Origin of the sequence: Colwellia ponticola (assembly GCF_005885605.1) — a bacterium.
Lineage (GTDB): Bacteria > Pseudomonadota > Gammaproteobacteria > Enterobacterales > Alteromonadaceae > Colwellia > Colwellia ponticola.
Genome location: NZ_SZVP01000002.1, coordinates 117947 through 141794 on the forward strand (window position 1 = coordinate 117947; position 23848 = coordinate 141794).

Here is a 23848-nt window from a genome sequence, read left to right on the forward strand (position 1 = left end):
AGGAAAGACTAGAATCAAAAAAGCCGTAATTATTTGCGGCTTTTTTATGCTAGTCTTATTGATCTTTACATTGATTATTTTTTATAAACCAGTCATAACCATAACGAAAATATTAGTCGCGTGCAGTGACTTCTAATAAATGGTAACCAAATTGAGTTTGTACTGGGCCTTGTACAGTATTTAACGGCGCTGAAAAGACAACCTTATCAAACTCAGGTACCATTTGACCTGGACCAAAACTACCTAAATCACCACCTTGTGCTTTTGAGGGACAGTTTGAATGTGCTTTAGCGACTTCAGCAAAGTCTTTACCTGCTTCAATTTCTGCTTTTAATGTTAAACATTGTTCTTCTGTATCGACTAAAAGGTGACGAGCACTTGCTTGAGACATAGTTATTTCCTATTTTGTGTTATTTGTGAGTGTATCGCGTGTGTTGCTTGCGCTATGATATTTTCGCGGTATAGCCTAACGCATCTTATAAATAATTGAAAGTCAGTGACACAACCAGCATATTATTGACAAAGGTATAGACTCGCACTTCCACATAAATATAGGTAGAATAACGCCAATTTTAATCTAGAGTTTAATTTACTTTCTTATAAACCTTTTTGATTCACCTATCGTATTGATACCTAATCGGTATCTTATTAAGTAAGGATTACCAATGGCTTCTCTTCAAGACCAACTGCTTAAAGCAGGTTTAACCACCAAACAAAAAACCCGTCAAGCTAATGCTGACAAACGTAAGAAAAATAAACAACAACGTAGTGGGGTTGACCATGGCGTTAGCTTACAAGAGCAAGTTAAGCAAGATTTAGCGCTATCAAAAGCAGAAAAGCTGGCTAAAGATACCGCCCTTAATGAAGCAAGAAAAAATGATCTTGCGAGTAAAGAGCAGCAGTTACGTATTAAGCAAATTCTTGAACATCACCAAATAACTGGCGTGAGCGGTGACAGTGTGTATAACTACACCTTTGCTAATAAAGTTAAAAAACTAGTACTTGATAGCATAACTCATAAAGCACTAGTGAATGGGCGCTTGGCATTGTGTGGGTTAAATGAAACGACTTATCTTGTTACCAGTGAAACCGCAGCTAAAGTTGCTGAGCTTAATAGTAGTATTATTTTAGTTCAAAATGATAAAGCCGCCACCACAGCAGAAGTTGATGAAGATGATCCGTATGCAGATTATCAAATACCGGATGATTTAATGTGGTAGATAGCGCTAGTATGGCAAATTGCTAGCACGGTTGTATAACACTGACTTGTTACATATTAGTTACGTTAGGCATGTTAAAACTGTGACAAATTAAATACCATACTAAACCAAAAACTAAACCCAAGATGAAACCTAAGAGTATATTTTATGTTGATGAAAGCTATCCGTTGGCCAATAGGCCAATTAATATTACTATTAAATGTTGTTTTTTCACCCAGTTCGCCTAAACGAGCGATAGATGAGCAAGTAAAAATTGATGCTAAAACTCGCCTGTTAAGTTTGTATCAACTACCTTCATGTCCTTTTTGTGTGAAAGTACGCCGGACAATAAAGCGTGAAGGCTTGAAAATAGAACTACGTAATATTAGTGGTCAAAATAATTATAGTGAAGAGCTAACGCGAGAGGGCGGTAAACGCAAAGTACCTTGCTTACGTATTGAAAAAAATGATGGCCAAATACAATGGTTATATGAGTCTAATGATATTGTTCAATACCTAAAAGAGCTCACAACGTAAATAATTAACAAGCTAAAAGTCCTTATTGAAATTATTTAACATAAACATGTGTCTTTTATCTTATAACAAACGTATATAACTGCTTATAGTTTATTTATAAGAAAAACCTAATAGGCCCTTTATGTTAATAAAAATTCCCAAAAAATCTGCGTTAACAGCCGCTGATATTACCGACGAAGCGGTTTATCTACAACGGCGAAAGCTTATTAAAACCATGGGGTTTCTGGGCACAGGCGCTTTATTAGGCTCTGCATTATCTCAAACAGCCAATGCTGGTTTTTTTGGTAGTGACAGAGCTAATACTACTCAGTTTACAACAACGCCATTAAGCTTTACCGCAGACAAAGACAACCTGTCTTTACTCAAAACACCCGAACAAAAAGTGATTAGCCATAATAACTTTTATGAATTTGGCGCGCAAAAACATCAACCGGCCGAGTTAGCACAACACTTTAACGTTGACCCATGGCAGTTAACTGTTTCTGGTGAGTGTGATCATCCTATTACCTTAGATTATGACGATTTAACCAGCTTATTTCCGCTAGAAGAGCGCATTTATCGACTTCGTTGCGTGGAAGCTTGGTCAATGGTTATTCCTTGGATTGGCTTTTCTTTAGCTCAGTTATTACAGAAAGTGTCACCAAAATCGTCGGCTAAATATGTTGTTTTTCAGACCCTTGATGATGCTAAGCAAATGCCAGGTCAAGATGATAGACGTTTAGGTGGCGGTATTACTTTTCCTTATGTCGAAGGGTTACGTATTGATGAAGCAATGAACCCGCTTACCTTAATGAGTGTTGGTTTATATGGTAAAACCTTACCGCCGCAAAATGGTGCACCTATTCGTTTAGTCGTGCCGTGGAAATACGGTTTTAAAAGTATTAAATCGATAGTGTCAATTAAGCTGGTCAGTAAACAGCCGAAAACAACATGGCAGCAACTAGCACCTAATGAGTATGGTTTTTATGCCAATGTTAATCCAAAACACGATCACCCAAGATGGAGCCAAGCCAGTGAAAGGCGAATAACTTCAGGGGGGCTATTTGCCCGTAATCGAATAGAAACACAACCTTTTAATGGTTATGGCGAGCAGGTAGCACATCTATATAAAGGCATGGATCTGAGTAAGTTTTATTAAGGTTTTATTGCAATATGTTTCTCACATTATCGAGTAAAGTTTTTTATATAAAAGTCGCGATACATTTAGCGGCTTTTTTACCGCTACTAAACTTATATTACTTGGCATTTATAGATCAGCTTGGCGCGGATCCCGTAGAAAGTGTTATTAACTTTACCGGTATTGGTGCCTTTAATTTACTGTTGCTCAGCTTAAGCGTCTCCCCGTTAGCTAAAAAATTTAAGCAAGGTTATTTACTGCAAGTTAGGCGGTTACTAGGGGTGTATGCCTTTGTTTATGCTTTAATACACTTATTCAATTTTTTGGCTTTTGACTTACAATTTGCTTGGTCATTATTTTTTAACGAAGTGGTTAAGCGTCCTTATATTACTATTGGCATGCTCGCTTTTGTATTATTAACAGCCCTTGCGGTAACGTCTATTAATCACCTTAAACGTAAAATGGGGAAGTCATGGCAACAGTTACATAATGTAAGTTATCTTATCGTTATGTTGGTTGGCGTACACTTTTACTGGTCAGTTAAATCAGAAATAATTACACCGCTATTTTATTTATTGTTAGCCACTATCTTATTAGGATTTCGTTATAAGAAGCTTAAAAAATTGTGCTTATCGGTGTTTATTAGAAAAAAACGTTGAATGACGAGTATTTATCACTCATTACAGCTGATGCTATTAAACGTAGATAATGGGCACTTTATCGTCATCAGCTTGTTGTTTTGCTAAAATAAATTTATGGTGTTAGGCATTATATTTCGCTACAGGAATAACCATGCTTAAAACCTTCTTTTCATGTAAATTATCACCAGATTTGACGGGTCACTTTGTGATGCGCTCATTTAAGTGTAAAAAAAACACCGTTACCTTGTTATCGGCAGGTTTATTATCACTTGGCTTAACAGCTTGTCTACCTACTGATAAACAAGATATTAAAGTTGTTATTAACAAAAACCCTTATCCAAGTACCTACCAAGCATTACCGGCAAAAAGCACCTTATTAACCAATGCGACCCTATTAACCGGTACTGGTGAGCGTTTAAACAATACTGATATTGTGCTAGTTAATGGTAAAATTACTCAAGTAGGTCGTGGTTTATCGCCAGAGCAAGCCACCGTTATTGATATGAAAGGTAAATGGATCACTCCTGGTCTTATCGATGTACACTCTCACTTAGGTGTTTACCCTAATCCGCAAGTTGAATCGCACTCTGATGGCAATGAAATGACATCGCCTAATACCTCCGAAGTGTGGGCTGAGCACAGTGTTTGGCCACAAGATCCAGCTTTTCAAACGGCTCGTGCTGGTGGTGTTACCAGTTTACAAATTTTACCTGGCTCAGCAAATTTATTTGGTGGACGAGGGGTAACTTTAAAAAATGTCCCTAGCGTAACAATGCAAGGTATGAAGTTTGCTGGCGCGCCTTATGGTTTAAAAATGGCCTGTGGTGAAAACCCAAAACGTGTTTACGGTAGTCGAAAAGAGCTACCTTCTACCCGTATGGGCAATGTTGCTGGTTATCGAAGTGCTTGGCTTGCGGCCACCGAATATAAACGAGCGTGGGATAAATACGACAGCGACTATAGCGCAGGTAAAAATCCACCAGCACCAAAACGCGACTTAGAGCTTGATACCTTAATGGGCGTTTTAGAGGGTGAAATATTAATTCACAACCATTGTTACAAAGCCGAAGAAATGGCAGTGATGATTGATCTGGGCAAAGAGTTTAATTATTACTCAGGTACTTTTCACCATGCTATTGAAGGCTACAAAATTGCTGATTTATTAGCCGCTAATGGTAACTGTGCAGCTATGTGGCCAGACTGGTGGGGCTTTAAAATGGAAGCTTTTGACATGGTTGAAGAAAATGTAGCCATTGTTGATGCGGTGAAAAATTCTTGCGCCGTTGTTCATTCAGATTCAGCAACCACAATTCAGCGCTTAAACCAAGAAGCGGCGAAAGTTATGTATCGTGCTAACGATAATGGTTTTGCACTAAAAGAAGAAGATGCTATCAAGTGGATCACCGCTAATGCAGCAAAATCGCTAGGTATTAACGACAAAGTAGGTAGTCTAGAAGTAGGAAAAAATGCCGATATCGTCGTGTGGAATATGAATCCATTTAGCGTTTACGCGCAAGCGGAACAAGTGTTTATTGATGGCGCTAAAGTTTATGACCGCGTTGATGAAAAATACCAAGCGCAAAGTGATTTTTTATTAGGTCAACAAGACAATATAACCAGACAATCAGCTATTGAATCAGTTAGTGCATCTGCTACTAAATCAGCTAGCAAAGAATAGGGATCAATGATGAAAAATACTCAATTACTGACTTCATTGCGTTACGCTTTGTTTAGCGTACTAGTAATAACAGTAGCAACGGCGAGTCAAGTACACGCCGAGTCTATCGCCATCACTAATGCCACGGTTTATACTGTGACCGAGCAAGGTGTTTTATCACAAGCAACGGTGATGGTTGACGATGGTAAAATTAGTGCGGTATATAGCAAAGATGATCTACCTGCTTCGCTGAGCGCTGATATTATTATTGATGCTAAAGAGCGCATTTTAACGCCTGGTTTTATTGCTTCTGGTAACTTACTGGGTTTGGTTGAAGTCGGATCGGTTGCCACTACTCGTGATAGCGCTGATAAAAAAGCCGATGTTACCTTTGATGCCAGCTTAGCGTTTAACCCTAAGTCAACGTTAATTCCTTATGCCCGTAAAGGTGGCATAACTACCAGTTTAGTTATGCCTTATGGCGGTGAAAACGTTATCACCGGACAAAGCTTTGTTGTGAATTTATCGGGTAGTTTTGACAGCGTTATGAGTCAACAAAATGCGGTCATTGTGTCACTAGGCGCAAATAAAAAAGGCTCGCGCGCAATCAAACTACAAACATTATCTAATCAGTTGGAAGATGCAAAAAAAGCCTTAGTTAAAGCAGAAACAGCACAAGCAGTAGATGAAAAAGAAGATAAAACACCTTCACGTGAAGCGCAGGTAATCAATGCGCTGTTATCAGGAGATAAACCATTAATTGCTTATGCTGATAGAGCCACTGATATTTTAGCGTTACTTAGCTTAAAGCAACGATTTAATCTTAACTTAGTACTTGCTGGCGCTAGTGATGCGGTGTTGGTTAGCGATGAAATAGCCAATGCCAATGTGGTGGTAATGATGAGCGCCATTAATAACTTACCTAGTAGTTTTGACTCGTTACACAATTCACTGACCAATGTCGCCCAGCTGACAAAAGCTGGCGTAAAAGTGATCATCAGTAATAGTGGTGAAAGTTATAATATTAATCAATTACGCTTTGATGCCGGTATAGCGGTGGCTAATGGAGTGGCTAAAACAACAGCATTAGCCGCTATTACTGCTAATGTTGCTGATAGCTTTAACTTAAATACTGGGCGTATCGCTGTCGGTAAAAATGCTGATATAGTGTTATGGAGTGGCGACCCGTTTGAAATCAGTACTAAAGTTGATGCTATGTGGATTAATGGGCAAGCAATGTCGTTAAAGTCACGCCAAGACGCCTTACGTGATCGTTATATTAGCGCTACTGAACTACCCCGAGCGTATACAAAATAACACTTAACCATTAAAATCTTAATCGCTAAGTGTTAATGATTAAACCCATATGTAAAGTAGTGTTGAACACTCAACATATGGGTTGTTATTTTATGTCAACCTCAGTCATTATTTATTCATTTCTACCCGTTAATACACTTAGTTACGGCATCTTTATTTAATCATCCCTACCATCCTTGATAAAATTAAATGCCTTGTATTTTAAGTACCGATCTTTATGATTAGCTACTTAATTTACTATTTTTTTAAGCGACTTCATGCGTTTTTTTCTTTGTGTTTTACTACTGACACTGACTACGTTAGTTACTTTGGCGCATGCTAGAGAAAAAATTGGTTTGGTACTAAGTGGTGGTGGCGCTAAAGGTACTGCCCATATTGGTGTGCTTAAAGTACTTGAGCAGCACAATATCCCCATTGATTATATCGCCGGTACGAGTATTGGCGCTTATGTTGGCGGCATGTACGCCTTAGGTTATGAGACTAAAGACATTGAAACCATTATGTTGTCTTTGCCTTGGTCTGATAGTTACTCTGACTTTATTTCAAGAGAATCCTTATCTTATAAAGATAAACAGCATAGGGATAGGTATAACTTATCAATACGATTAGGTTATAACAAAGGCGAATTTAAAGTGCCGCATGGTTTACTACTCGGTCAGAGCGCTTACCAAATACTGCAACGCTCAACCGATACCATCAGCGCTTTTGTTAGCTTTGATGAACTGGCGATACCTTATCGCGCTATTGCTTCAGACATTGCTACCGCGCAAATGGTAGTACTTGACTCTGGCAGTATTAATTTAGCAATGAAAGCATCGGCTGCAGTACCTGGTATTGTTGCGGCAGTGAACGTTAATGACAACATGCTGGTTGATGGCGGCATTACTAATAACATGCCAATAGATGTTGTTAAAGCAATGGGCGCTGATATTGTTATCGCTATTGATATTGGCTCCCCACTGACCGAGCAAAGCGAGCTCGATAATACTATGTCAGTGCTTAACCAGCTATCGACCATTTTAACGAACAACACTAGCTTAGCGCAAAAAGCATTACTGACTGATAAAGATGTATTGTTACGCCCTGCTATTGATGATTTAAGTACCACCGACTGGTCCGTGATGCCGCAAGCATTGCTATTAGGTGAGCAAGAAGCTTTAGCACAATTACCCGCGTTAAAGAAATTATCAGTGAGTGATGCTGATTACCAAGCCTATCGACAGCAAAAAAAATTAAAAGCAAAAAAGTGGTTTGATACCTTGCCTAAACATATTATTGCGCTTGAAATTCGCAATAATTCTAAAGTAGATAATGACATTATTAAAAAGCACTTTGACGTTGAAATAGGTAAAGAGCTTAGTAAAGAAGCGTTAGATTTAGCGATAAATAGAGTATATGCTTTAGATAAATTCGAACAAGTGTCGGTTGAGTTTCATGATACTGAAGCCGGTAGAGAGTTGGTTTTATTCACTACGGCTAAATCCTGGGGACCCAATTATTTTGATTTTGGTTTAAATATAAAATCTGATCTGTCAGAGCGCTCTATCACCGCACTTAATATGTCTTATTTACTGACAGACATTAGCAACCATGGTGGCTATTGGTTAAATGAAGTACAGTTAGGTTGGGAAACGTTACTGGCGAGTGAGTTTTATCAACCACTGAATCGACAGCAGGATGTATATAGCAGAGCTAAGTTTTCTTTTTCTTTAGATAAGTGGGAGAAAACAGCGCAGCGTAATGAATTAAAAAATGAATATTATTCTGCCATCCTAGGCGTAGGGTATAACTATTTATTTACTGGTATGATTGAACTTGGCGCTATAGCACAAACGGGTAAACTATCGGTTGTTGCTTCAGGAGAAGGAGATTACGATTATGATAGCTACGGCGGTTTTTTAACCTTTGGTTACGATACCTTAAATAGTATTAATTTCCCGACAGATGGCAATAAGTTATTAATAGAGCTGAAGTTATTAAAAGATAATTACTCGCCCTTATTAACTGCAGCAGAGCATGATAAAGCATTCACCTTAACCTTTGACTGGCGTGGAGCTATTGGTTTTAGAAACCATACCTTTGTGGGTATTGCCTCTTTTGCTACGATCAATAATAACACCGACTTTAGTGTGCATGTGACTGAATTGGGTGGTTTTTTGAATCTTTCAGGTTACCAACAAGATGCGTTAATTGGTGTACATAAAGCTTTCGCTGCTGTGGTTTATCAATATGATTTAGGTCGAGAAGTGCCCGGTGGCTCAGGTTTACCTATTTATGTTGGCACCAGTATAGAAGTCGGTAATGTTTGGGGACTTGAAGATGAGGTTAAGTATAATGACTTAATTAGCTCTGCTAGTCTTTACCTTGGCACCGATACCAGTTTTGGTCCTGCGGTATTAGGGATTGGCTTTGCCACTGGCGGTGAATATTCATTGTTTTTGTCTGTCGGAAAAAACTGGTAGTTGCAGTTAATGTGTAAAGCAAATAAGCAAGCAACCCTTCAATCCCTTAACCTACAGAGTGTAAGTCATGACAACAATACTTTTAGCTAATAATTTTGCACAGGTTACTTCAACTAACTTACACCACTTTAGTGAGGTAGAGCGCTTTGCCCAACTAACAATTTCTCATGCTCACTGTCAGGCAAATATCAGTTTATACGGCGGTCAGTTGTTAAGCTTTCAACCAACAGGTCATAAAGATGTTTTATGGTTAAGTAAACAGGCTAGTTATCAAACAGGTAAGGCCATTCGTGGTGGTATACCGCTATGTTGGCCTTGGTTTGGTGCTAATGATAAAGCGGATAACCAAGCAAGTAACACCCTAAGCACAGGACTAAACACTGAGCTAAGCAGTCAGCAAAAGCCTGTTAATCATGGCTTTGCTCGACAGTTACCGTGGAGTATAGAAAGCATTAGCGCTGATGAGCAGGGAGTGACGCTAGTATTATCTTTAACGGGCGAAGATCAGCACCCACTTTGGCCTAATGCCTATAAATTAACGCAAACACTCTTTTTAGGTCAACAGCTTAAACACGTATTAGCCATGAGTAATCTTTCGCAACAAGATGCCCAATACTCAGCTGCTTTACATAACTATTTTGCTGTAAGCAACCCAGCTAACGTTAGTATTGATACCTTAACAGGTGTCAGCTATAGCGATAAGTTAAGCGATAAGAAAGTTAAAGCGCTTAGCATTCAACAACAAGCGGTTAGCTGTGTCGGTGAAATTGACCGTGAATATCATAGCAGTGCTAAGATGACTATAGTTGATAACCTCTGGCAACGTCAAATTGATATTGTTAGTCATCATTGCCAGCAATGGGTGTTATGGAACCCTGGGGTAGCACTTGCCAATACCATGGCTGATATTCATCAAGGTGGTGAGCAAGAATATGTCTGTTTAGAAGCGGCCAATACTCGCTGGCAAGCATTACCTGCTGGCGAAACGGTTGTTATCTCTCAAGAAATTAACGTCACTAATCTAGATTAACATCACTAAGCGCTAATGCTGTTTATTTGGCTATCAGTTGACCTTGGTATTAGTTAATGCGTAAATAACGATGCAACAAGCTTTGGGTAAAGTTAATTTTAAGATAAAAACCACGCGGTAAAGTCATAAAGGGTTTGCCGTTACGGTCAAAGGCTTGGGTTTTTGCTTTGCTATTAGCGGCTTTAGGCCTTAGTTGCATTACTTGACCATGTTTTCCCTGAATATTTTCTACTTCACCCAGCACTATCATGTCAGTAAGCTCTTGCCAGTCTTGAGCTAGCAATGCTTCTTCTTCAGCATTAGGTGACCATAAAAAGGGGGTGCCGACTATACGTTCGCTAATAGGCAGATCTTTAGGGCTAATCACCGGCACCCATAGCACTTTTGCTAATTTTTTACGCACGTAACAATTATGCCAATTTATACCCACTAGCCCAGTTAAAGGCGCAACACTGACAAAAGTGGTCTCTAGTGGTTTGGCGTGTTCATTAATCGGTAGAGACTTTAATTCAATACCAAGGTGAGGGAAGTCGGGCTCTGGTCTAGAGCCAGCACTAGCACCTAAAATATGCTCGAGTAATAAGCCAACCCAACCTTTATTACGCGTTAAATCTTTGGGAATAGCAATGCCAGCTTGCTCTGCTAACTCACCCAAGGTTAAACCTGCTAAGTTTTGAGCGTTTTGCATGAGTGCTTGTTCAGAAAGAGGGATGTTCATTAAGCAACTTAACCTGAAAGTATTTTATTGTTCATTGTGAATTAATCAGCTTAATTACTATTATCATGGATTTACTAAAAAAACTAAAGTAATCATTTGCTCCACTGGCGTTAATATGGTTGAATTGAAGTAAGTATTTTATATATTGTCAGGAGTTCCTGTGATCGATGCCGAAGGCTATCGCGCCAACGTCGGCATAGTAATAATTAATGACATGGGACAAGTATTTTGGGCAAGACGGTTTGGACAACATTCATGGCAATACCCACAAGGTGGCGTTAATGAAGGTGAGTCAGCTGAACAAACTATGTATCGAGAGTTACATGAAGAAGTTGGCTTAAAACCTGAACACGTGAAAATAGTTGCTTCAACTAAAAATTGGTTAAAATATAAATTACCAAAACGTTATGTTAGGCATGATTCTAAGCCTGTTTGTATTGGTCAAAAACAAAAGTGGTTTTTATTAAAACTCACAGCTGCAGAATCATCGGTTGATTTACTCCATAGCTCACATCCTGAATTTGATGATTGGCGATGGGTAAGTTATTGGTATCCCGTAAGGCAAGTTGTCTCTTTTAAACGAGATGTTTACCGTATGGTGATGAAAGAGTTTGCTAATCAAGCATTACCATTAACCTATGAAAGGCGACCTGAACGTCGCAAACGCCGGGCTTAATATCAACAACACTTAATTATTACTATGATTGTAGATTCGCGTTAAGAATCCTAATAACCCACTTTATTGTGGGTTATTTTTTTAGAAATTTATTTTTAGCTAATACCAATTCTATTAAATTTATTCCCAACTCAGAGCTGTATTAGCGAGCTTAGAACAAGCAAAATTGGTTAAGTATAGTTAGTCTATATTTCATCAATTTTGTGCGGTTATCAGTTTGCTAATAAGCTCCCAAGGGCCAGTTTAAAAAGGCTTATAGCCGGCGTTATTGATTTTGACAAGGGAATAACCATTCTCTGCAATCAATGCCTTGCCTCTAAGCCTTTTAATTCTGGCTGAGTGGGAAATAACTTAATAGACTTGGTATAAGTATCAATTGCCGAGGAATTTAATGTTAACTACCTTGCGTCGAATAGTATTAGAGTTTAGCCAAGAAGCTGAGCTGCAAAATGCGCTTGAACGTATGGTATACAATGTTAAAAAAGCAATTAACACTGATTGCTGTACTATTTATCTAGCTGATTATCATCAACAAAATTTTATTTTAATGGCCTCAGATGGTTTGGCTAAAAACGCCCAAGGACAAACCCGAGTAAGTTTTTCTCAAGGTTTAGTTGGCTTAGTAGCCCAGCGAGAAGAGCCGTTAAATATTGCCAATGCCCAACAACACCAAGACTTTGTTCACGCCCCTGAAGTTGAAGAAGAGGCCTATAATGCTTTTCTAGGTACCCCTATTATTCATCAACGCAAAGTACTCGGTGTGTTAGCGATTCAACAAAAAAAATCACGTCACTTTACCGCAAATGATGAGGCCTTTTTGGTGACACTGGCTACCCAATTAGCGGGTGCTTTAGCTAATGCAGAAATTAAACGTTTGCTGCGCCAGCAGCAAGACAATAAGCAAAGCGTTAAGCAATTATATGGTATTGCTGGCTCGCCGGGTATTGCTTTAAGTGAAATTTTCGTGTGTCAACCGCAAGCAGACTTTACTGGCGTACCATTAAAAAAATCGGTTGATATCGACCAGCAGGTATTAATTTTTGAGCGAGCTGTGCACAAAACTCGAGCTGAATTTACTAGTCTAAGTCGTCAATTAAATGAGTCAATTGATGATGACAGTTTAATTATTTTTGATGTCTATCAACAGTTATTAGATCAGGCCAATTTAGGGCGAGAAATAACTGAAAAAATAGTACTTGGCTGGCGTGCAGACAGCGCCTTAAAATTAGTCATTGAACATTATATTAGTCAATTTGAAGCAATAGAAGACAGTTATTTATGTGAACGTTCCAGTGATATTAGAGATTTAGGCATACGTTTATTAGCCAACTTACAGCAACAAACTAAACAAGAACAACAATTACCTCATGCGTTTATTTTACTTGCGCAAGATGTTAGTGCCTCAATGGTTGCACAATATCAACATCAGGGGCTGTTAGGGGTAATTTCGTTATCAGGATCCAATAATTCTCACGCCGCTATTTTAGCGCGTTCATTAGGTTTGCCCGCTATTATGGGCGTTAATGCGGTAGTACTGAGTCAGTTACATCAGCAACAGGCCATCATTGATGGCTATAGCGGTGAATTATTTATTAATCCAAACGACAGTTTAATAGCACAATATCAACATTTATTAAGTCAAGAAAAAGCGCTGACCGATAAGGTAATGAAAGTGGCACATCTCCCCTGTATGACTAGAGATGGCAAAACAATAGAAGTATTACTTAATGCAGGGTTATCAGCAGGATTTGAACACTCGGCTAAATTAGGCGCGTTAGGTATTGGCTTATATCGCACTGAAATACCTTTTATGAATCGTAGTTGTTTTCCTTCAGAGCAAGAGCAAACAAAACTGTATCGTAAAGTATTACAGGCCTTTCCTGAACACGGTGTTACTATGCGTACCTTGGATGTTGGCGGCGATAAATCACTACCTTATTTTCCCATCAGTGAAGAAAACCCTTTTCTTGGTTGGCGTGGTATTAGAATTACCTTAGATCACCCCGACATATTTTTGGTACAAGTGCGTGCTATGCTCAGGGCGAATCAAGATATCAATAACTTAGAAATTATATTGCCTATGATCTCGGGTGTTGAGGAAGTTGATGAAGCGATTAGCTTAATTAATCAGGCTTTTTTTGAGTTAAAAACAGAGTTAGTTACCGATATTAACGCTCAACTGATGTCAAAAAATAGCAGTAACGATGAGTTAACTTTTCAACAAGCACAGCGAAAAGCGCAAAAAACTGCCGCGGGCTTAGTAAGACCTAAAATAGGTATTATGCTAGAAGTACCAGCGGTTATTTTTCAAATGGAAGCCTTAGCTAAACGCGTCGATTTTTTCTCTGTTGGTAGTAATGATTTAACGCAGTACTTATTAGCCGTTGATCGAAATAATAGTCAGGTGGCTACTTTATATGACGCTTTTCATCCCGCGGTCTTAAAAGCCTTATATAGTATTGCACAACAATCTGCTCAACATGGTAGAGCTATTAGCTTATGTGGTGAGCTTGCTGCACAACCCGCAGGCGCTATTTTATTATTAGCCATGGGCTTTGATAAAATTAGTATGAACGGTCATAACGTACCTCGCATAAAGTGGGTTATTCGTCATATTACCTTGGCACAAGCACACACTATGTTAGATAAAACATTAACGTTGACAACGCCAAAGCAAGTACATAGTTACCTTAATGAACAGCTTGAATTATTAGGGCTAGGCAGCTTTATTCGCGCGGGATAATGGCTGATACCAAGCAGACTAATTTATTGGCTCGTTTAGCGAGACAATAATTTTACTTACACCATTTAGGAGCGGGTTTTCCGCAAAGTAACATGATTACAACGGTATTAATCTCTTGTCTCATTTTAGGTGGTATTGTCGGTTTTTTAGCCGGCTTACTCGGTATTGGTGGCGGCCTTATCATAGTACCCGCATTAGTGTATTTACTGCCGATGGTAGGGGTCGATCATGAGGTGGTGATGCCTATGGCGTTGGGTACTTCTTTAGGGGCAATCGTTATTACCTCGACTAGTGCCGCTTTTGCTCATCATCGTAATAGTAATATTCCTTGGCTGTTAGCACGCAAGCTAATGAGCTTAGTTGCGCTTGGCGCGTTAATAGGCGCTTTTATTGCCGATTCTCTTTCTAGAGAAGCCTTAACGGGCTTATTCTCCTTTGTCGTTATTTTATTAGCGGCTTATATGTTGCTTTCTATTAATTTATCAAAAGAAAGAACCGTTCCTCCCACCTATATTTTACAAACACTTAGTTTTATCACTGGCATTATCTCAAGTTTAATGGGCATTGCTGGTGGTGCTATTTTAGTGCCATCATTAAGTTTCTTTGGTGTGCCAGTGCTACATACCATAGGTATTGCTACCGCTTGTGGGGTAATGGTTGCGCTATTTGGCTCGCTTGGTTACATTATCACGGGTATCGGAACAGCGAATCTTCCTCAGTGGAGTCTAGGTTACCTTTACTTACCTGCTTTATTGGCTATTGTGGTAAGTTCGTCGATATTTGCCCCGCTAGGCGTTAAATTTGCCAGTAAATTACCGATAAGAACCTTAAAAAAATGCTTTGCTTTTTTTCTTATCGCTGTAGCAATCAAAATGGTGCTTGGTTAATTTCTGGCTAAGCACTTCTTAGTGACAGATAACCTGATATAATATTGCGCAATACAATACCAAGCAGTAAAAACCTCATCTTGAGGTGGCTTTTTATCGTTAAATTTACATTAATAGTTAAGTTAGTGTTTAAATTGCCTTTACGTTTACATTTTTTTCCTCTCAATTGGACAAGCAATGACAGATAAGTTTCTACAATTTCCAGTGATAGACCCAGTAATATTTAGTATTGGACCAGTATCATTACGCTGGTATGGCACCATGTATTTAATTGGCTTTCTTGTTGCTATGTTTATGGCAAACAAGGCGGCGGATCGCAGTGATGGTTTATGGACGCGTGAGCAAGTCAGTGATTTATTATTCTATGGATTCTTAGGGGTTATTTTAGGGGGGCGTGTTGGTTACGTACTTTTTTACCAATTCGACTATTTTCTATCTGACCCATTTTATTTATTGCAAATTTGGCAAGGAGGCATGTCTTTTCATGGTGGCCTGCTAGGCGTTATTTTAGCGGTATTTATTTTTGCCCGTAAAACTAATAAAACCTTTTTATCAGTGGGTGACTTTGTTGTACCGCTAGTGCCTATTGGTTTAGGTATGGGCCGTTTAGGTAACTTTATAAACGCCGAGCTTTGGGGGCGTCAAACCGATGTACCTTGGGCGATGGTTTTTCCAACCGACCCATTACAAGTGCCGCGTCATCCGTCACAGTTATATGAATTTGCCTTAGAAGGGGTAGTACTGTTCGCTATTTTATATATTATTAGCCGAAAAACTAACCGTTTAGGGCTAGCCTCAGGCGTGTTTTTAATTGGTTATGGGGTTTTTAGAAGCGTTATTGAATTTTTCCGCGAGCCCGATGCGCATCTTGGTTTGTACTTCACCTTTATTTCTAAAGGACAAATTTTAAGTATTCCGATGATCTTAGCGGGCATGCTTGTTATTTATCTAGGTTACTTATCACAACAAAAATCAGCGATTGCCAAGGGCAATAAAACGCCAGTTACTGGCGCTAACAAAGATACTCTCCCAAAAACACAGCAAGATCATAAAAAATCAGTAAAAGGAAAACGTTAATGCGCGCTTATTTAGAATTATGTCAACGAATTATTGACCAAGGTACTTGGGTGGAAAATGAGCGTACGGGTAAACGCTGTTTAACCGTGATTAATGCTGACTTACAATATAATGTTGGCGCTAACGAGTTTCCGTTAATTACTACACGTAAAAGTTTTTTTAAATCGGCTATTGCTGAGTTTATTGGCTATATTCGAGGCTACGACAATGCCGCTGATTTTCGCAAACTTGGCACTAAAACTTGGGATGCCAATGCAAACTTAAATGAGGCTTGGCTTAATAATAGTTATCGCAAAGGTGAAGATGATATGGGGCGCGTTTATGGCGTGCAAGCTCGCGCCTGGGCTAAACCTGATGGTGGTAGTATTGACCAGCTGAAAAAAATTGTGGATAACCTGAAAAAAGGTATTGATGATCGCGCTGAGATCATGACTTTTTACAATCCAGGTGAGTTCGACCTGGGATGTTTAAGGCCTTGTATGCATACTCACAATTTTTCCTTACTGGGAGACACGCTACACTTAACGAGCTTTCAACGTTCATGTGATGTGCCGCTAGGACTCAATTTCAACCAAGTTCAGGTGTTTTTCTTTTTGGCGATAATGGCACAAATTACCGGTAAAAAAGCTGGTACTGCTTATCATAAAATCGTCAATGCTCATATTTATGAAGACCAGTTATCGTTAATGCAAGAAGTGCAACTTAAGCGTGAGCCACTGGCGTTACCTAAACTGATTATTAATCCCAAAATCCAATCATTAGAAGATCTGGAGACCTGGGTGACCATGGATGATTTTAAAGTGGAAGGCTATCAATGCCACGACGCGATTAAATATCCTTTTGCCGTGTAACCTTTACGCCACTTTTTAATGAAAATTATTATAAGATCGCTGTATTATCGGTGATCTTATATATTCATACCCCATAGTCATTATCACGCTATTCTTGAGTTGCTAGCGACAAGTATTCTAGTATTTAAGTTTTTGATAAATAACTCATCAAGTAATCGTAAACCACTCGTAAACAATGATGAAGTAATGATACAACATTTATAACTAGCGGTTAGCTAATTGAACCTTTATTGATCTGAATATTAACAATAACGATATTTATTTTGCTACACTGCGATTCGGTATTATTTTCGTTTAAGCTCTACTAATCAAAGTAAAGCTAATATTAAGAATGTAAAAATAAAAACGCTAGTAAGTGATTAGTTGAGCGGTTTTTTTTATTAGATGTTGGAAACTAAATGCGCATAGTTCATGATGAAAAATTACTGCAGTTAATAAAGGTTATCCCGCCAGTCATAGTAACCATTTTTGCTTGTATAGCGATATTTATTGTTATTAACCATAATAGAACTCAACTTACCGCTGATATTGAGAGTTTACAGAAAAATTTTATTGCCTCTGAAAAAGAGATGATTAAGGCACAAGTTAAGCAGTTGGTGCAACAAACGTCCTACGAAAGAGATAGCACAGAAGCACTACTGAAAAACGATATTAAAAATTACATTTACCAAGCCCATAATATCGCCACGAGTATTTATAAAGAAAACCAACATAAACCAGAACAAGAGGTTAAGCGCTTAATTACCACCGCTTTGAGAGATATTCGTTTCAATGAGCAACGCGGCTACTTCTTTATTTATAGCGTTGACGGACAGAGTATATTACATCCGATTTTACCTCAAATGGAAGGGACATCAAAAGCAGATTTACAAGACAGTAGAGGTAATTATATTGTTCGAGAGTTAGCGACATTATCAAAACGATATGGAGAATCTTTTTATCACTGGTGGTTTGTTAAACCAGAAAATAAAAGTAAGGAGTTTGAAAAAATTGGTTTTGGTAAATATTTTGCTCCTTATGACTGGTTTATTGGTACTGGTGAGTATCTGGTTGATGTAGAGAATGATATAAAGCAGCGCCTAATAAAGCGGATCTCCAATATGAGTTTTGGCGAAAACAGATACATTTTTTTGCTAGATTACCAAGGAAATATGCTATCTCATATTAATAAGGACTTGCAAGGTACTAATTTATTAGCTCATCCCGATAGCTCTATAGTAAATATTACTCAGCAATTGATTGCTATAGCAGAGCAAGGCGAAGGTTATTTAGAGTATATGAACTTTTTAGTGCCAAGCACCGGAAAACCCGGTGAAAAAATAAGTTTTGTTAGTGGCTTTCCGCAATGGAATTGGGTTATCGGTACTGGATTTTATAAAGGAGAAACAGATAAATATTTGGCGAAAAGAGAGCAAGATATTGCTCAAGAAAATCAAAGCCAACTGTTAACATTACTTGCTTTAAGCTTGTTTGTAACAGTATTTTTTATCAGCTTATCACTGTTATTAAGTAATTACTTATCGAAACGTTTTACCTTATATAAAGAAAAAATGAACATTGATTTTAATGAGTTAAATGAAGTTAAGTTACAGTCACAGTATCAAGCATTACATGATGTGTTAACCGGTTTACCTAATCGAATGCAGTTAGACCAACAAATATCACAAGGCATTACGTTATCAAAGCAAAGTAATAAAAGTCTGGCGGTAATGTTTATTGATTTGGATGACTTTAAGAAAATTAATGATCTTCATGGCCATTCAGTGGGAGATAACTTACTTAAGTTCCTCGGCGGTGCGTTTAAAAAAGTATTAACCGATCGCGACAGTGTCGTTCGATTTGGTGGTGATGAGTTTATTTTTTGCTTTCCAGCGCTCAGTAATAAAGCACAAGCACAGCAAAAAGTGGCACAGATACAGAAAATATTTGCTCAAGAATTTATTATCAAAGGTAAGTCTATTTATTCTAGCTGTAGTGTTGGTGTTGCTATGTATCCCAGTGATGGTAATGTCGCTGAAGAACTCATTAGTAAAGCGGATATAGTGCTTTATAAATCTAAAGCTCAACAAAAAGGTAGGTCACTATTTTTTAATGAAAGCATTAATAAGCAAGTAAAACGAGACTTTCTTATTGAAAGCGAGTTGAGAGAGGCACTATCAAAAAACGAATTTTCAGTGTTATATCAGCCACAAATAAGTGTAGACAGTGGCAAAATTGTCGCTGTGGAAGCACTTATTCGTTGGTATAACAAAATATTAGGTCATGTATCTCCTGACGAGTTTATTCAGGTGGCTGAAGATATAGGGATGATTCATGACATAGGAAGTTTTGTCATAGAGCAGGCTTTACAAGATATATTACACTATAATGTTAAGCACAATGCTACGCTGGAACTGTCGTTAAATATTTCGCCAAAGCAACTAATTGAAACCAATTTTGCCGAGCAGATGATAGCAGCGATTGAACAATTTTCTTTTAAGGCAAACTTAGTCACGTTGGAAATTACCGAGAATATTTTTATCTCTGACTTAGATAAAGTACAGCCTATTTTAAAGCGTTTGAGAGATCACGGCTTTAGACTGTCATTAGACGACTTTGGCACAGGTTACTCCTCTTTAAGCTATTTGAGTAATTTACCTATGAATGAGATAAAAATTGATCGTTCGTTTATTAATAAGTTATTAGTGAGCAGTCAAAGTGAGGCCTTAGTGAAAACTATTATTGCTATTGGCCAATTTTATAATTTAACCGTAGTTGCCGAAGGTGTTGAAAGTAAAGCCCAGTTTGAGCGGTTAAAGCACTATAATTGCGACTTGATTCAAGGTTATTACTTCGACCGACCACTGTCTATTATTGATTTGCATGCCAAATATAGCACTCATGATGTTAGTTAAGCGTTGCCGCTTTTACGCAAAGGCCTCTTACTAAAGAGGCCTTTTTTATTTCTGTTGAGAATAGTTATCTTATGCTTATTATCTCTTAACTTAGTTAGCATTCACTCAATCATTCGTCACTGAACCAGTGTCATTAAATAAGGTTAACGCATAAAGATTTTAAACAGCAACTTTTGCATAAAGGTGTTGTAAGGTGGTTGCACTAGCTTGCCCATATTGATTTTACCTTGCGATAATACAGTCTTGGCTTTTGAAAAGGTTAAAAATCCTTCTTTACCATGATAATGGCCCATACCTGAATCACCAATGCCGCCAAAAGGCGCATCGTCAGCGGCAACGTGCATAATAGTATCGTTAATACAAACGCCACCTGAGTGAGTTTTATCAAGCAGTAATTGCTGTGTATTTTTGTCAAAGCTCATGATATATAAGGCTAAGGGGCGAGGGCGGTCATTAATATAAGTAACCACTTTATCTAATGATTTATAAGGTATTATCGGCAATAAAGGACCAAAGATCTCTGCTTGCATTAATTGCATATCATCAGTGACTTGCGTGATTAATTGCGTAGCCATTTGTCGAGTTTGGCGATTAATTTCTTCGCCACTGGCTGAAACAACGCTAGCGCCTTTATCAATAGCATCGTCAAGCCACGCCAGTAAGCGTTTGTGTTGAGTAGCATTAATAATATTGGCGTAATCAGTGTTTGAGGCATGCTTAGGGTACATAGCAGTAAACTGCTGCTGATAGGCGCTAATAAATTTATCTACTTTATCTTGTGGACAAAAAATATAATCTGGGGCAACACATATTTGCCCAGCATTTAAACACTTACCAAAGAGTAAACGCTCAACAGCGGTGTCAATGGGTATATCATCAGCAATAATAACCGGTGACTTACCGCCTAGTTCTAAGGTTACTGGTGTTAAGTTGTTAGCAGCTGCGCGCATCACATGCCGACCAATATTGGTTGAACCGGTGAAGACTAAGTGATCAAAAGCTAAGCTTGAAAAAGTAGCAGCAACATCTGCTTCACCTTCTATTACGGCAACAGTTTTATCATCAAAAATACTGCCGAGCATTGACGATATTACCGCATTGGTGGCGGGAGTAAACTCTGATAGCTTGATCATGGCGCGATTACCTGCCGCCAAAGCCGCAATTAAAGGCCCTATTGATAACATGATTGGGAAGTTCCACGGCACCATAATACCAATAACACCTAAAGGCTGATAATGAACGGTGACTTTTGCCGGCGATAACAAAAGCCCCGCATGTCGTCGTTGTGGCTTTGACCATTTTTTCAAACGTTTTAGTGTGTAATTTATATTCATTACACAGGGTAGAATATCGGCAAGCAAACTGTCTTGTTTTGCTCGTTGACCATAGTCTTTATTGAGCGCGGCAACCAGTTCGTCTTGGTGTGATAATAACGCTTTTTTTAAAGCAGTTAATTGCTCTTTTCTATAATGAATAGAAGGCGCTGGAGATAGTCGATACTCTTTTTTTTGTTGAGCTAAAATAGACGTTAGTGACTGCTCATTGTTTTTTATGTCGGTAACTGTATTCATAGTAGCCCCAATTTATAGTTAAGGTTTAGCATTTCACTGTATCTCTTTTGACCTGAATCGCAAGATAATATTGTTATTGAGTCGGATGGAGTAATAAACGTTATTAACAATATTTATGAGTAATGTTTGTTTTATATCAAGTGGTAATAAAATAGCGCTATTTTGTTATCAAATGTGATGTAATGGTATTGATTCTCATTTATGTTAGTGTTTTAATGTCGACAATGAAATTTACTTACTCATAAATACTTACACAAATATAAATCTTATATAATTTTTTGGAGTTACCGTGTCAATGTCAATGAAATCGTTTAAACCGACCTTAATAAGCTTGGTTATTGCTAGCGCTCTTTCTGCTAATGCTTTTGCCGAAGAGCCGATAAAAAATATATCTGTTGGTGAACAATTTACTATTTTTGGTGAAAATACTGCCGTTAATAGTCTTCCTGGTAGTGCTCATCAGTTGACTCAAGCTGATCTTGAAAAATTTGATTATACCGACATTATGCGCTCGCTAACCTCCATCCCTGGTGTGTATGTATTAGAAGAAGATGGTTACGGTTTACGCGCTAATATTGGTATGCGTGGCACGGGTCAAAACCGTAGTGAAAAAGTGACTATTATGGAAGATGGTGTGTTAGCCGCGCCCGCACCTTACGCTTCACCTGCAGCTTACTATTTTCCTACGGCTGGTCGTATGCAACAAATTGAAGTACTTAAAGGTACCTCTAGTGCTATGTATGGTCCACGTACTACCGGTGGCGTAATTAATATGTTGTCTCGCCAAATTCCAGAGCAAGAACTTGCTGGCCAACTTAGTGTGCAAGCAGGGCAAGACGGCTTTGCTAAAGTACACGGTTTTATTGGCGGTAAAGGTGAAAACATCAGTTCGGTTGTCGAAGTTTTCCGTTATCAAGCCGATGGCTACAAAGATATTAATCACAGTAATAAAGATACTGGTTTTGAAAAAAATGATGTCTTGGCTAAAGTGCGCTATAACACCGATGACGATGCTGCTTTTTACCAAGAAGTTGAATTTAAAGTTAAGTATTCTGATGAAGATTCAGATGATACCTATATGGGCTTAACCGACGCTGACTTTAACGCCGATCCTTACAGTCGTTACTCGGCATCGCAAAACGATAATATGGCTACCGAACATTTACAGTTACAGCTTAGCCACGTAATTAAGTTATCAAATCGTTTTAATTTAGCGACTACGGTTTATCATAATGATTTTAGCCGTAATTGGTACAAAGTCAGTAAAGTAGGTGGTGAAAGTTTAGGTAGCGGCGGTATTGACATAGCGGCACAACATGATCAATCGCCAACAGGCATTATTGATGTTGATATTAAAGCCAATAATCGTGATTATTTATCGCAAGGTATTCAAACGGTGTTAGATGCTGACTTTAATAACCACCAAGTAAAATTTGGTGCGCGTTATCATGAAGATGAAATGGATCGTTTCCAATGGGTTGATCAATATGCCCTTGATGCTACTTATAACATGACCTTAACTAACTCAGGTATACCTGGTACAGATTCAAACCGTATTGATAGCGCTAGTGCTGTTGCGTTATTTGTTCATGATGAATGGACTATGGGTAAGTTTATTATCAATGCGGGTCTTCGTTATGAAGATATGACCATTGAACGTGAAGATTGGGGCAAAACAGATCCGAATCGTTTAACAACACCGGCACACAAAAAAAACAAACTTGATGTGGTTTTACCGTCTTTAGCAGTAAGTTATCAACTGAATGATGATCTCGTCTTAATTGGTGGTGTACAAAAAGGTTTTGCGCCACCTGCACCCGGTAATGCTGATGCGAGTAATGAAGAAAGTATTAACTATGAATTAGGCACAAGGTATGCAAAAAATGCCTTTAATGTCGAAGCATTATTTTTCTACTCAGACTATGACAATATGCATGGCAACTGTACGGTTAGTCAAAACTGTTCAGATGAGAATATTGGTGAGCAGTATAATGCGGGTGCGGTTAAGGTAACGGGTCTTGAATTTAAAACCGGTTATAGCGTTGATTTTGGTGATATCTCGATGCCAATTGATTTAACTTATACTCATACTAAAACTGAATTTTTAAATACTTTTAAATCGGATTTTTGGGGTGATGTTAACGCCGGTGATGATTTTCCTTACGTACCTGAAAACCAATTTCAATTTGTTGTTGGCTTAGCTGGCGACGTATGGCGAACTAACGTATTAGTGCGTTATACTGGTGAAATGCGTAGTACTGCTGGTATTGGTGACAGTGCCGAAAATATTGACGCGCGCACCGTGGTAGATTTTGTTGCTAGTTATGACATTGCTGATAATCAACAAGTACGCTTTAGTGTTGATAATGTTTTAGATGAAACGTACGTTGCTACGCGTGCACATGGCTCCGTAATGGTTGGTAAGCCGTTAACTATGTCAGTGGGTTATCAATATAACTTTTAAATAGTAA

General features: G+C 38.4%; 18 protein-coding genes. 15 read left to right on the forward strand and 3 right to left on the reverse strand.

What is annotated here, in order from left to right; translation table 11 throughout:
• Positions 1 to 112: 112 nt before the first annotated feature.
• Complete coding sequence (locus FCS21_RS03575) at positions 113 to 391, reverse strand: peptidylprolyl isomerase (RefSeq protein WP_138620630.1); 279 nt, start codon at positions 389 to 391, stop codon at positions 113 to 115.
• A gap of 274 nt (positions 392 to 665) precedes the next feature.
• On the opposite strand from FCS21_RS03575, the gene FCS21_RS03580 reads away from it, so the two are divergent.
• The 8 genes from FCS21_RS03580 to FCS21_RS03615 all read left to right on the forward strand — a co-directional run bounded on the left by FCS21_RS03580 (position 666) and on the right by FCS21_RS03615 (position 9960).
• A complete protein-coding gene (locus FCS21_RS03580; protein WP_138620631.1) occupies positions 666 to 1220 on the forward strand; it encodes a DUF2058 domain-containing protein in 555 nt (184 codons plus the stop codon).
• Positions 1221 to 1373: 153 nt separating this feature from the next.
• Positions 1374 to 1736, forward strand: coding sequence for a glutaredoxin family protein (locus FCS21_RS03585; RefSeq protein WP_138620933.1), 363 nt, complete (start codon positions 1374 to 1376; stop codon positions 1734 to 1736).
• Positions 1737 to 1857: 121 nt separating this feature from the next.
• Positions 1858 to 2874 (forward strand): protein-methionine-sulfoxide reductase catalytic subunit MsrP, encoded by a 1017-nt coding sequence (gene msrP / locus FCS21_RS03590; RefSeq protein WP_138620632.1) that lies wholly within the window; start codon positions 1858 to 1860, stop codon positions 2872 to 2874.
• Positions 2875 to 2888: 14 nt separating this feature from the next.
• A complete protein-coding gene (msrQ, locus tag FCS21_RS03595; protein WP_138620633.1) occupies positions 2889 to 3512 on the forward strand; it encodes a protein-methionine-sulfoxide reductase heme-binding subunit MsrQ in 624 nt (207 codons plus the stop codon).
• Between the two features lie 190 nt (positions 3513 to 3702).
• Complete coding sequence (locus tag FCS21_RS03600; RefSeq protein WP_371287210.1) at positions 3703 to 5172, forward strand: amidohydrolase; 1470 nt, start codon at positions 3703 to 3705, stop codon at positions 5170 to 5172.
• A gap of 9 nt (positions 5173 to 5181) precedes the next feature.
• A complete protein-coding gene (locus FCS21_RS03605; RefSeq protein WP_138620934.1) occupies positions 5182 to 6468 on the forward strand; it encodes an amidohydrolase family protein in 1287 nt (428 codons plus the stop codon).
• A 257-nt stretch (positions 6469 to 6725) separates the two neighbouring features.
• Positions 6726 to 8930, forward strand: coding sequence for a patatin-like phospholipase family protein (locus FCS21_RS03610; protein WP_138620634.1), 2205 nt, complete (start codon positions 6726 to 6728; stop codon positions 8928 to 8930).
• A 67-nt stretch (positions 8931 to 8997) separates the two neighbouring features.
• Positions 8998 to 9960, forward strand: a complete 963-nt coding sequence (locus tag FCS21_RS03615; protein ID WP_138620635.1) for a D-hexose-6-phosphate mutarotase — start codon at positions 8998 to 9000, stop codon at positions 9958 to 9960.
• A gap of 49 nt (positions 9961 to 10009) precedes the next feature.
• Here FCS21_RS03615 and mutH read toward each other — a convergent pair whose 3' ends face one another.
• The gene (gene mutH, locus FCS21_RS03620; protein ID WP_138620636.1) at positions 10010 to 10678 is read right to left on the reverse strand and encodes a DNA mismatch repair endonuclease MutH; all 669 of its coding nucleotides are present in this window, start codon (positions 10676 to 10678) and stop codon (positions 10010 to 10012) included.
• 160 nt (positions 10679 to 10838) lie between these two features.
• Between mutH and rppH the strand changes: the two genes are divergently transcribed.
• From rppH to FCS21_RS03650, 6 genes are all read left to right on the forward strand, one after another.
• Entirely contained in the window at positions 10839 to 11354 is a 516-nt protein-coding gene (gene rppH / locus FCS21_RS03625; protein WP_138620637.1) for an RNA pyrophosphohydrolase, read from the forward strand.
• Between the two features lie 391 nt (positions 11355 to 11745).
• Entirely contained in the window at positions 11746 to 14097 is a 2352-nt protein-coding gene (gene ptsP, locus FCS21_RS03630) for a phosphoenolpyruvate--protein phosphotransferase (RefSeq protein ID WP_138620638.1), read from the forward strand.
• Between the two features lie 92 nt (positions 14098 to 14189).
• A complete protein-coding gene (locus FCS21_RS03635; RefSeq protein ID WP_138620639.1) occupies positions 14190 to 14984 on the forward strand; it encodes a sulfite exporter TauE/SafE family protein in 795 nt (264 codons plus the stop codon).
• A 177-nt stretch (positions 14985 to 15161) separates the two neighbouring features.
• Positions 15162 to 16061, forward strand: coding sequence for a prolipoprotein diacylglyceryl transferase (gene lgt / locus FCS21_RS03640; RefSeq protein ID WP_246046979.1), 900 nt, complete (start codon positions 15162 to 15164; stop codon positions 16059 to 16061).
• On the forward strand, positions 16061 to 16912 hold the full coding sequence (locus FCS21_RS03645; protein ID WP_138620640.1) for a thymidylate synthase: 852 nt from the start codon (positions 16061 to 16063) through the stop codon (positions 16910 to 16912). The genes lgt and FCS21_RS03645 overlap by 1 nt, the downstream gene beginning before the upstream one ends.
• 398 nt (positions 16913 to 17310) lie before the next feature.
• Positions 17311 to 19806, forward strand: a complete 2496-nt coding sequence (locus tag FCS21_RS03650) for a bifunctional diguanylate cyclase/phosphodiesterase (protein ID WP_246046980.1) — start codon at positions 17311 to 17313, stop codon at positions 19804 to 19806.
• A gap of 143 nt (positions 19807 to 19949) precedes the next feature.
• On the opposite strand, the gene FCS21_RS03655 is transcribed toward FCS21_RS03650, so the two are convergent.
• Complete coding sequence (locus tag FCS21_RS03655) at positions 19950 to 21377, reverse strand: coniferyl aldehyde dehydrogenase (protein WP_138620641.1); 1428 nt, start codon at positions 21375 to 21377, stop codon at positions 19950 to 19952.
• A 295-nt stretch (positions 21378 to 21672) separates the two neighbouring features.
• On the opposite strand from FCS21_RS03655, the gene FCS21_RS03660 reads away from it, so the two are divergent.
• Entirely contained in the window at positions 21673 to 23841 is a 2169-nt protein-coding gene (locus tag FCS21_RS03660) for a TonB-dependent receptor family protein (RefSeq protein ID WP_138620642.1), read from the forward strand.
• Positions 23842 to 23848: the final 7 nt, after the last annotated feature.

What these genes read in the sequence shown, in the direction of transcription:
- FCS21_RS03600 (WP_371287210.1), top strand. Translation starts at nt 3,703, where the DNA reads ATGCGCTCATTTAAGTGTAAAAAAAACACCGTTACCTTGTTATCGGCA.
- lgt (WP_246046979.1), top strand. Translation starts at nt 15,162, where the DNA reads ATGACAGATAAGTTTCTACAATTTCCAGTGATAGACCCAGTAATATTT.
- FCS21_RS03650 (WP_246046980.1), top strand. Translation starts at nt 17,311, where the DNA reads ATGCGCATAGTTCATGATGAAAAATTACTGCAGTTAATAAAGGTTATC.
- FCS21_RS03610 (WP_138620634.1), top strand. Translation starts at nt 6,726, where the DNA reads ATGCGTTTTTTTCTTTGTGTTTTACTACTGACACTGACTACGTTAGTT.
- FCS21_RS03655 (WP_138620641.1), bottom strand. Translation starts at nt 21,377, where the DNA reads ATGAATACAGTTACCGACATAAAAAACAATGAGCAGTCACTAACGTCT.
- ptsP (WP_138620638.1), top strand. Translation starts at nt 11,746, where the DNA reads ATGTTAACTACCTTGCGTCGAATAGTATTAGAGTTTAGCCAAGAAGCT.
- FCS21_RS03635 (WP_138620639.1), top strand. Translation starts at nt 14,190, where the DNA reads ATGATTACAACGGTATTAATCTCTTGTCTCATTTTAGGTGGTATTGTC.
- FCS21_RS03585 (WP_138620933.1), top strand. Translation starts at nt 1,374, where the DNA reads ATGAAAGCTATCCGTTGGCCAATAGGCCAATTAATATTACTATTAAAT.
- mutH (WP_138620636.1), bottom strand. Translation starts at nt 10,678, where the DNA reads ATGAACATCCCTCTTTCTGAACAAGCACTCATGCAAAACGCTCAAAAC.
- msrP (WP_138620632.1), top strand. Translation starts at nt 1,858, where the DNA reads ATGTTAATAAAAATTCCCAAAAAATCTGCGTTAACAGCCGCTGATATT.
- FCS21_RS03580 (WP_138620631.1), top strand. Translation starts at nt 666, where the DNA reads ATGGCTTCTCTTCAAGACCAACTGCTTAAAGCAGGTTTAACCACCAAA.
- FCS21_RS03605 (WP_138620934.1), top strand. Translation starts at nt 5,182, where the DNA reads ATGAAAAATACTCAATTACTGACTTCATTGCGTTACGCTTTGTTTAGC.
- FCS21_RS03615 (WP_138620635.1), top strand. Translation starts at nt 8,998, where the DNA reads ATGACAACAATACTTTTAGCTAATAATTTTGCACAGGTTACTTCAACT.
- FCS21_RS03575 (WP_138620630.1), bottom strand. Translation starts at nt 391, where the DNA reads ATGTCTCAAGCAAGTGCTCGTCACCTTTTAGTCGATACAGAAGAACAA.
- FCS21_RS03645 (WP_138620640.1), top strand. Translation starts at nt 16,061, where the DNA reads ATGCGCGCTTATTTAGAATTATGTCAACGAATTATTGACCAAGGTACT.
- msrQ (WP_138620633.1), top strand. Translation starts at nt 2,889, where the DNA reads ATGTTTCTCACATTATCGAGTAAAGTTTTTTATATAAAAGTCGCGATA.
- FCS21_RS03660 (WP_138620642.1), top strand. Translation starts at nt 21,673, where the DNA reads ATGTCAATGAAATCGTTTAAACCGACCTTAATAAGCTTGGTTATTGCT.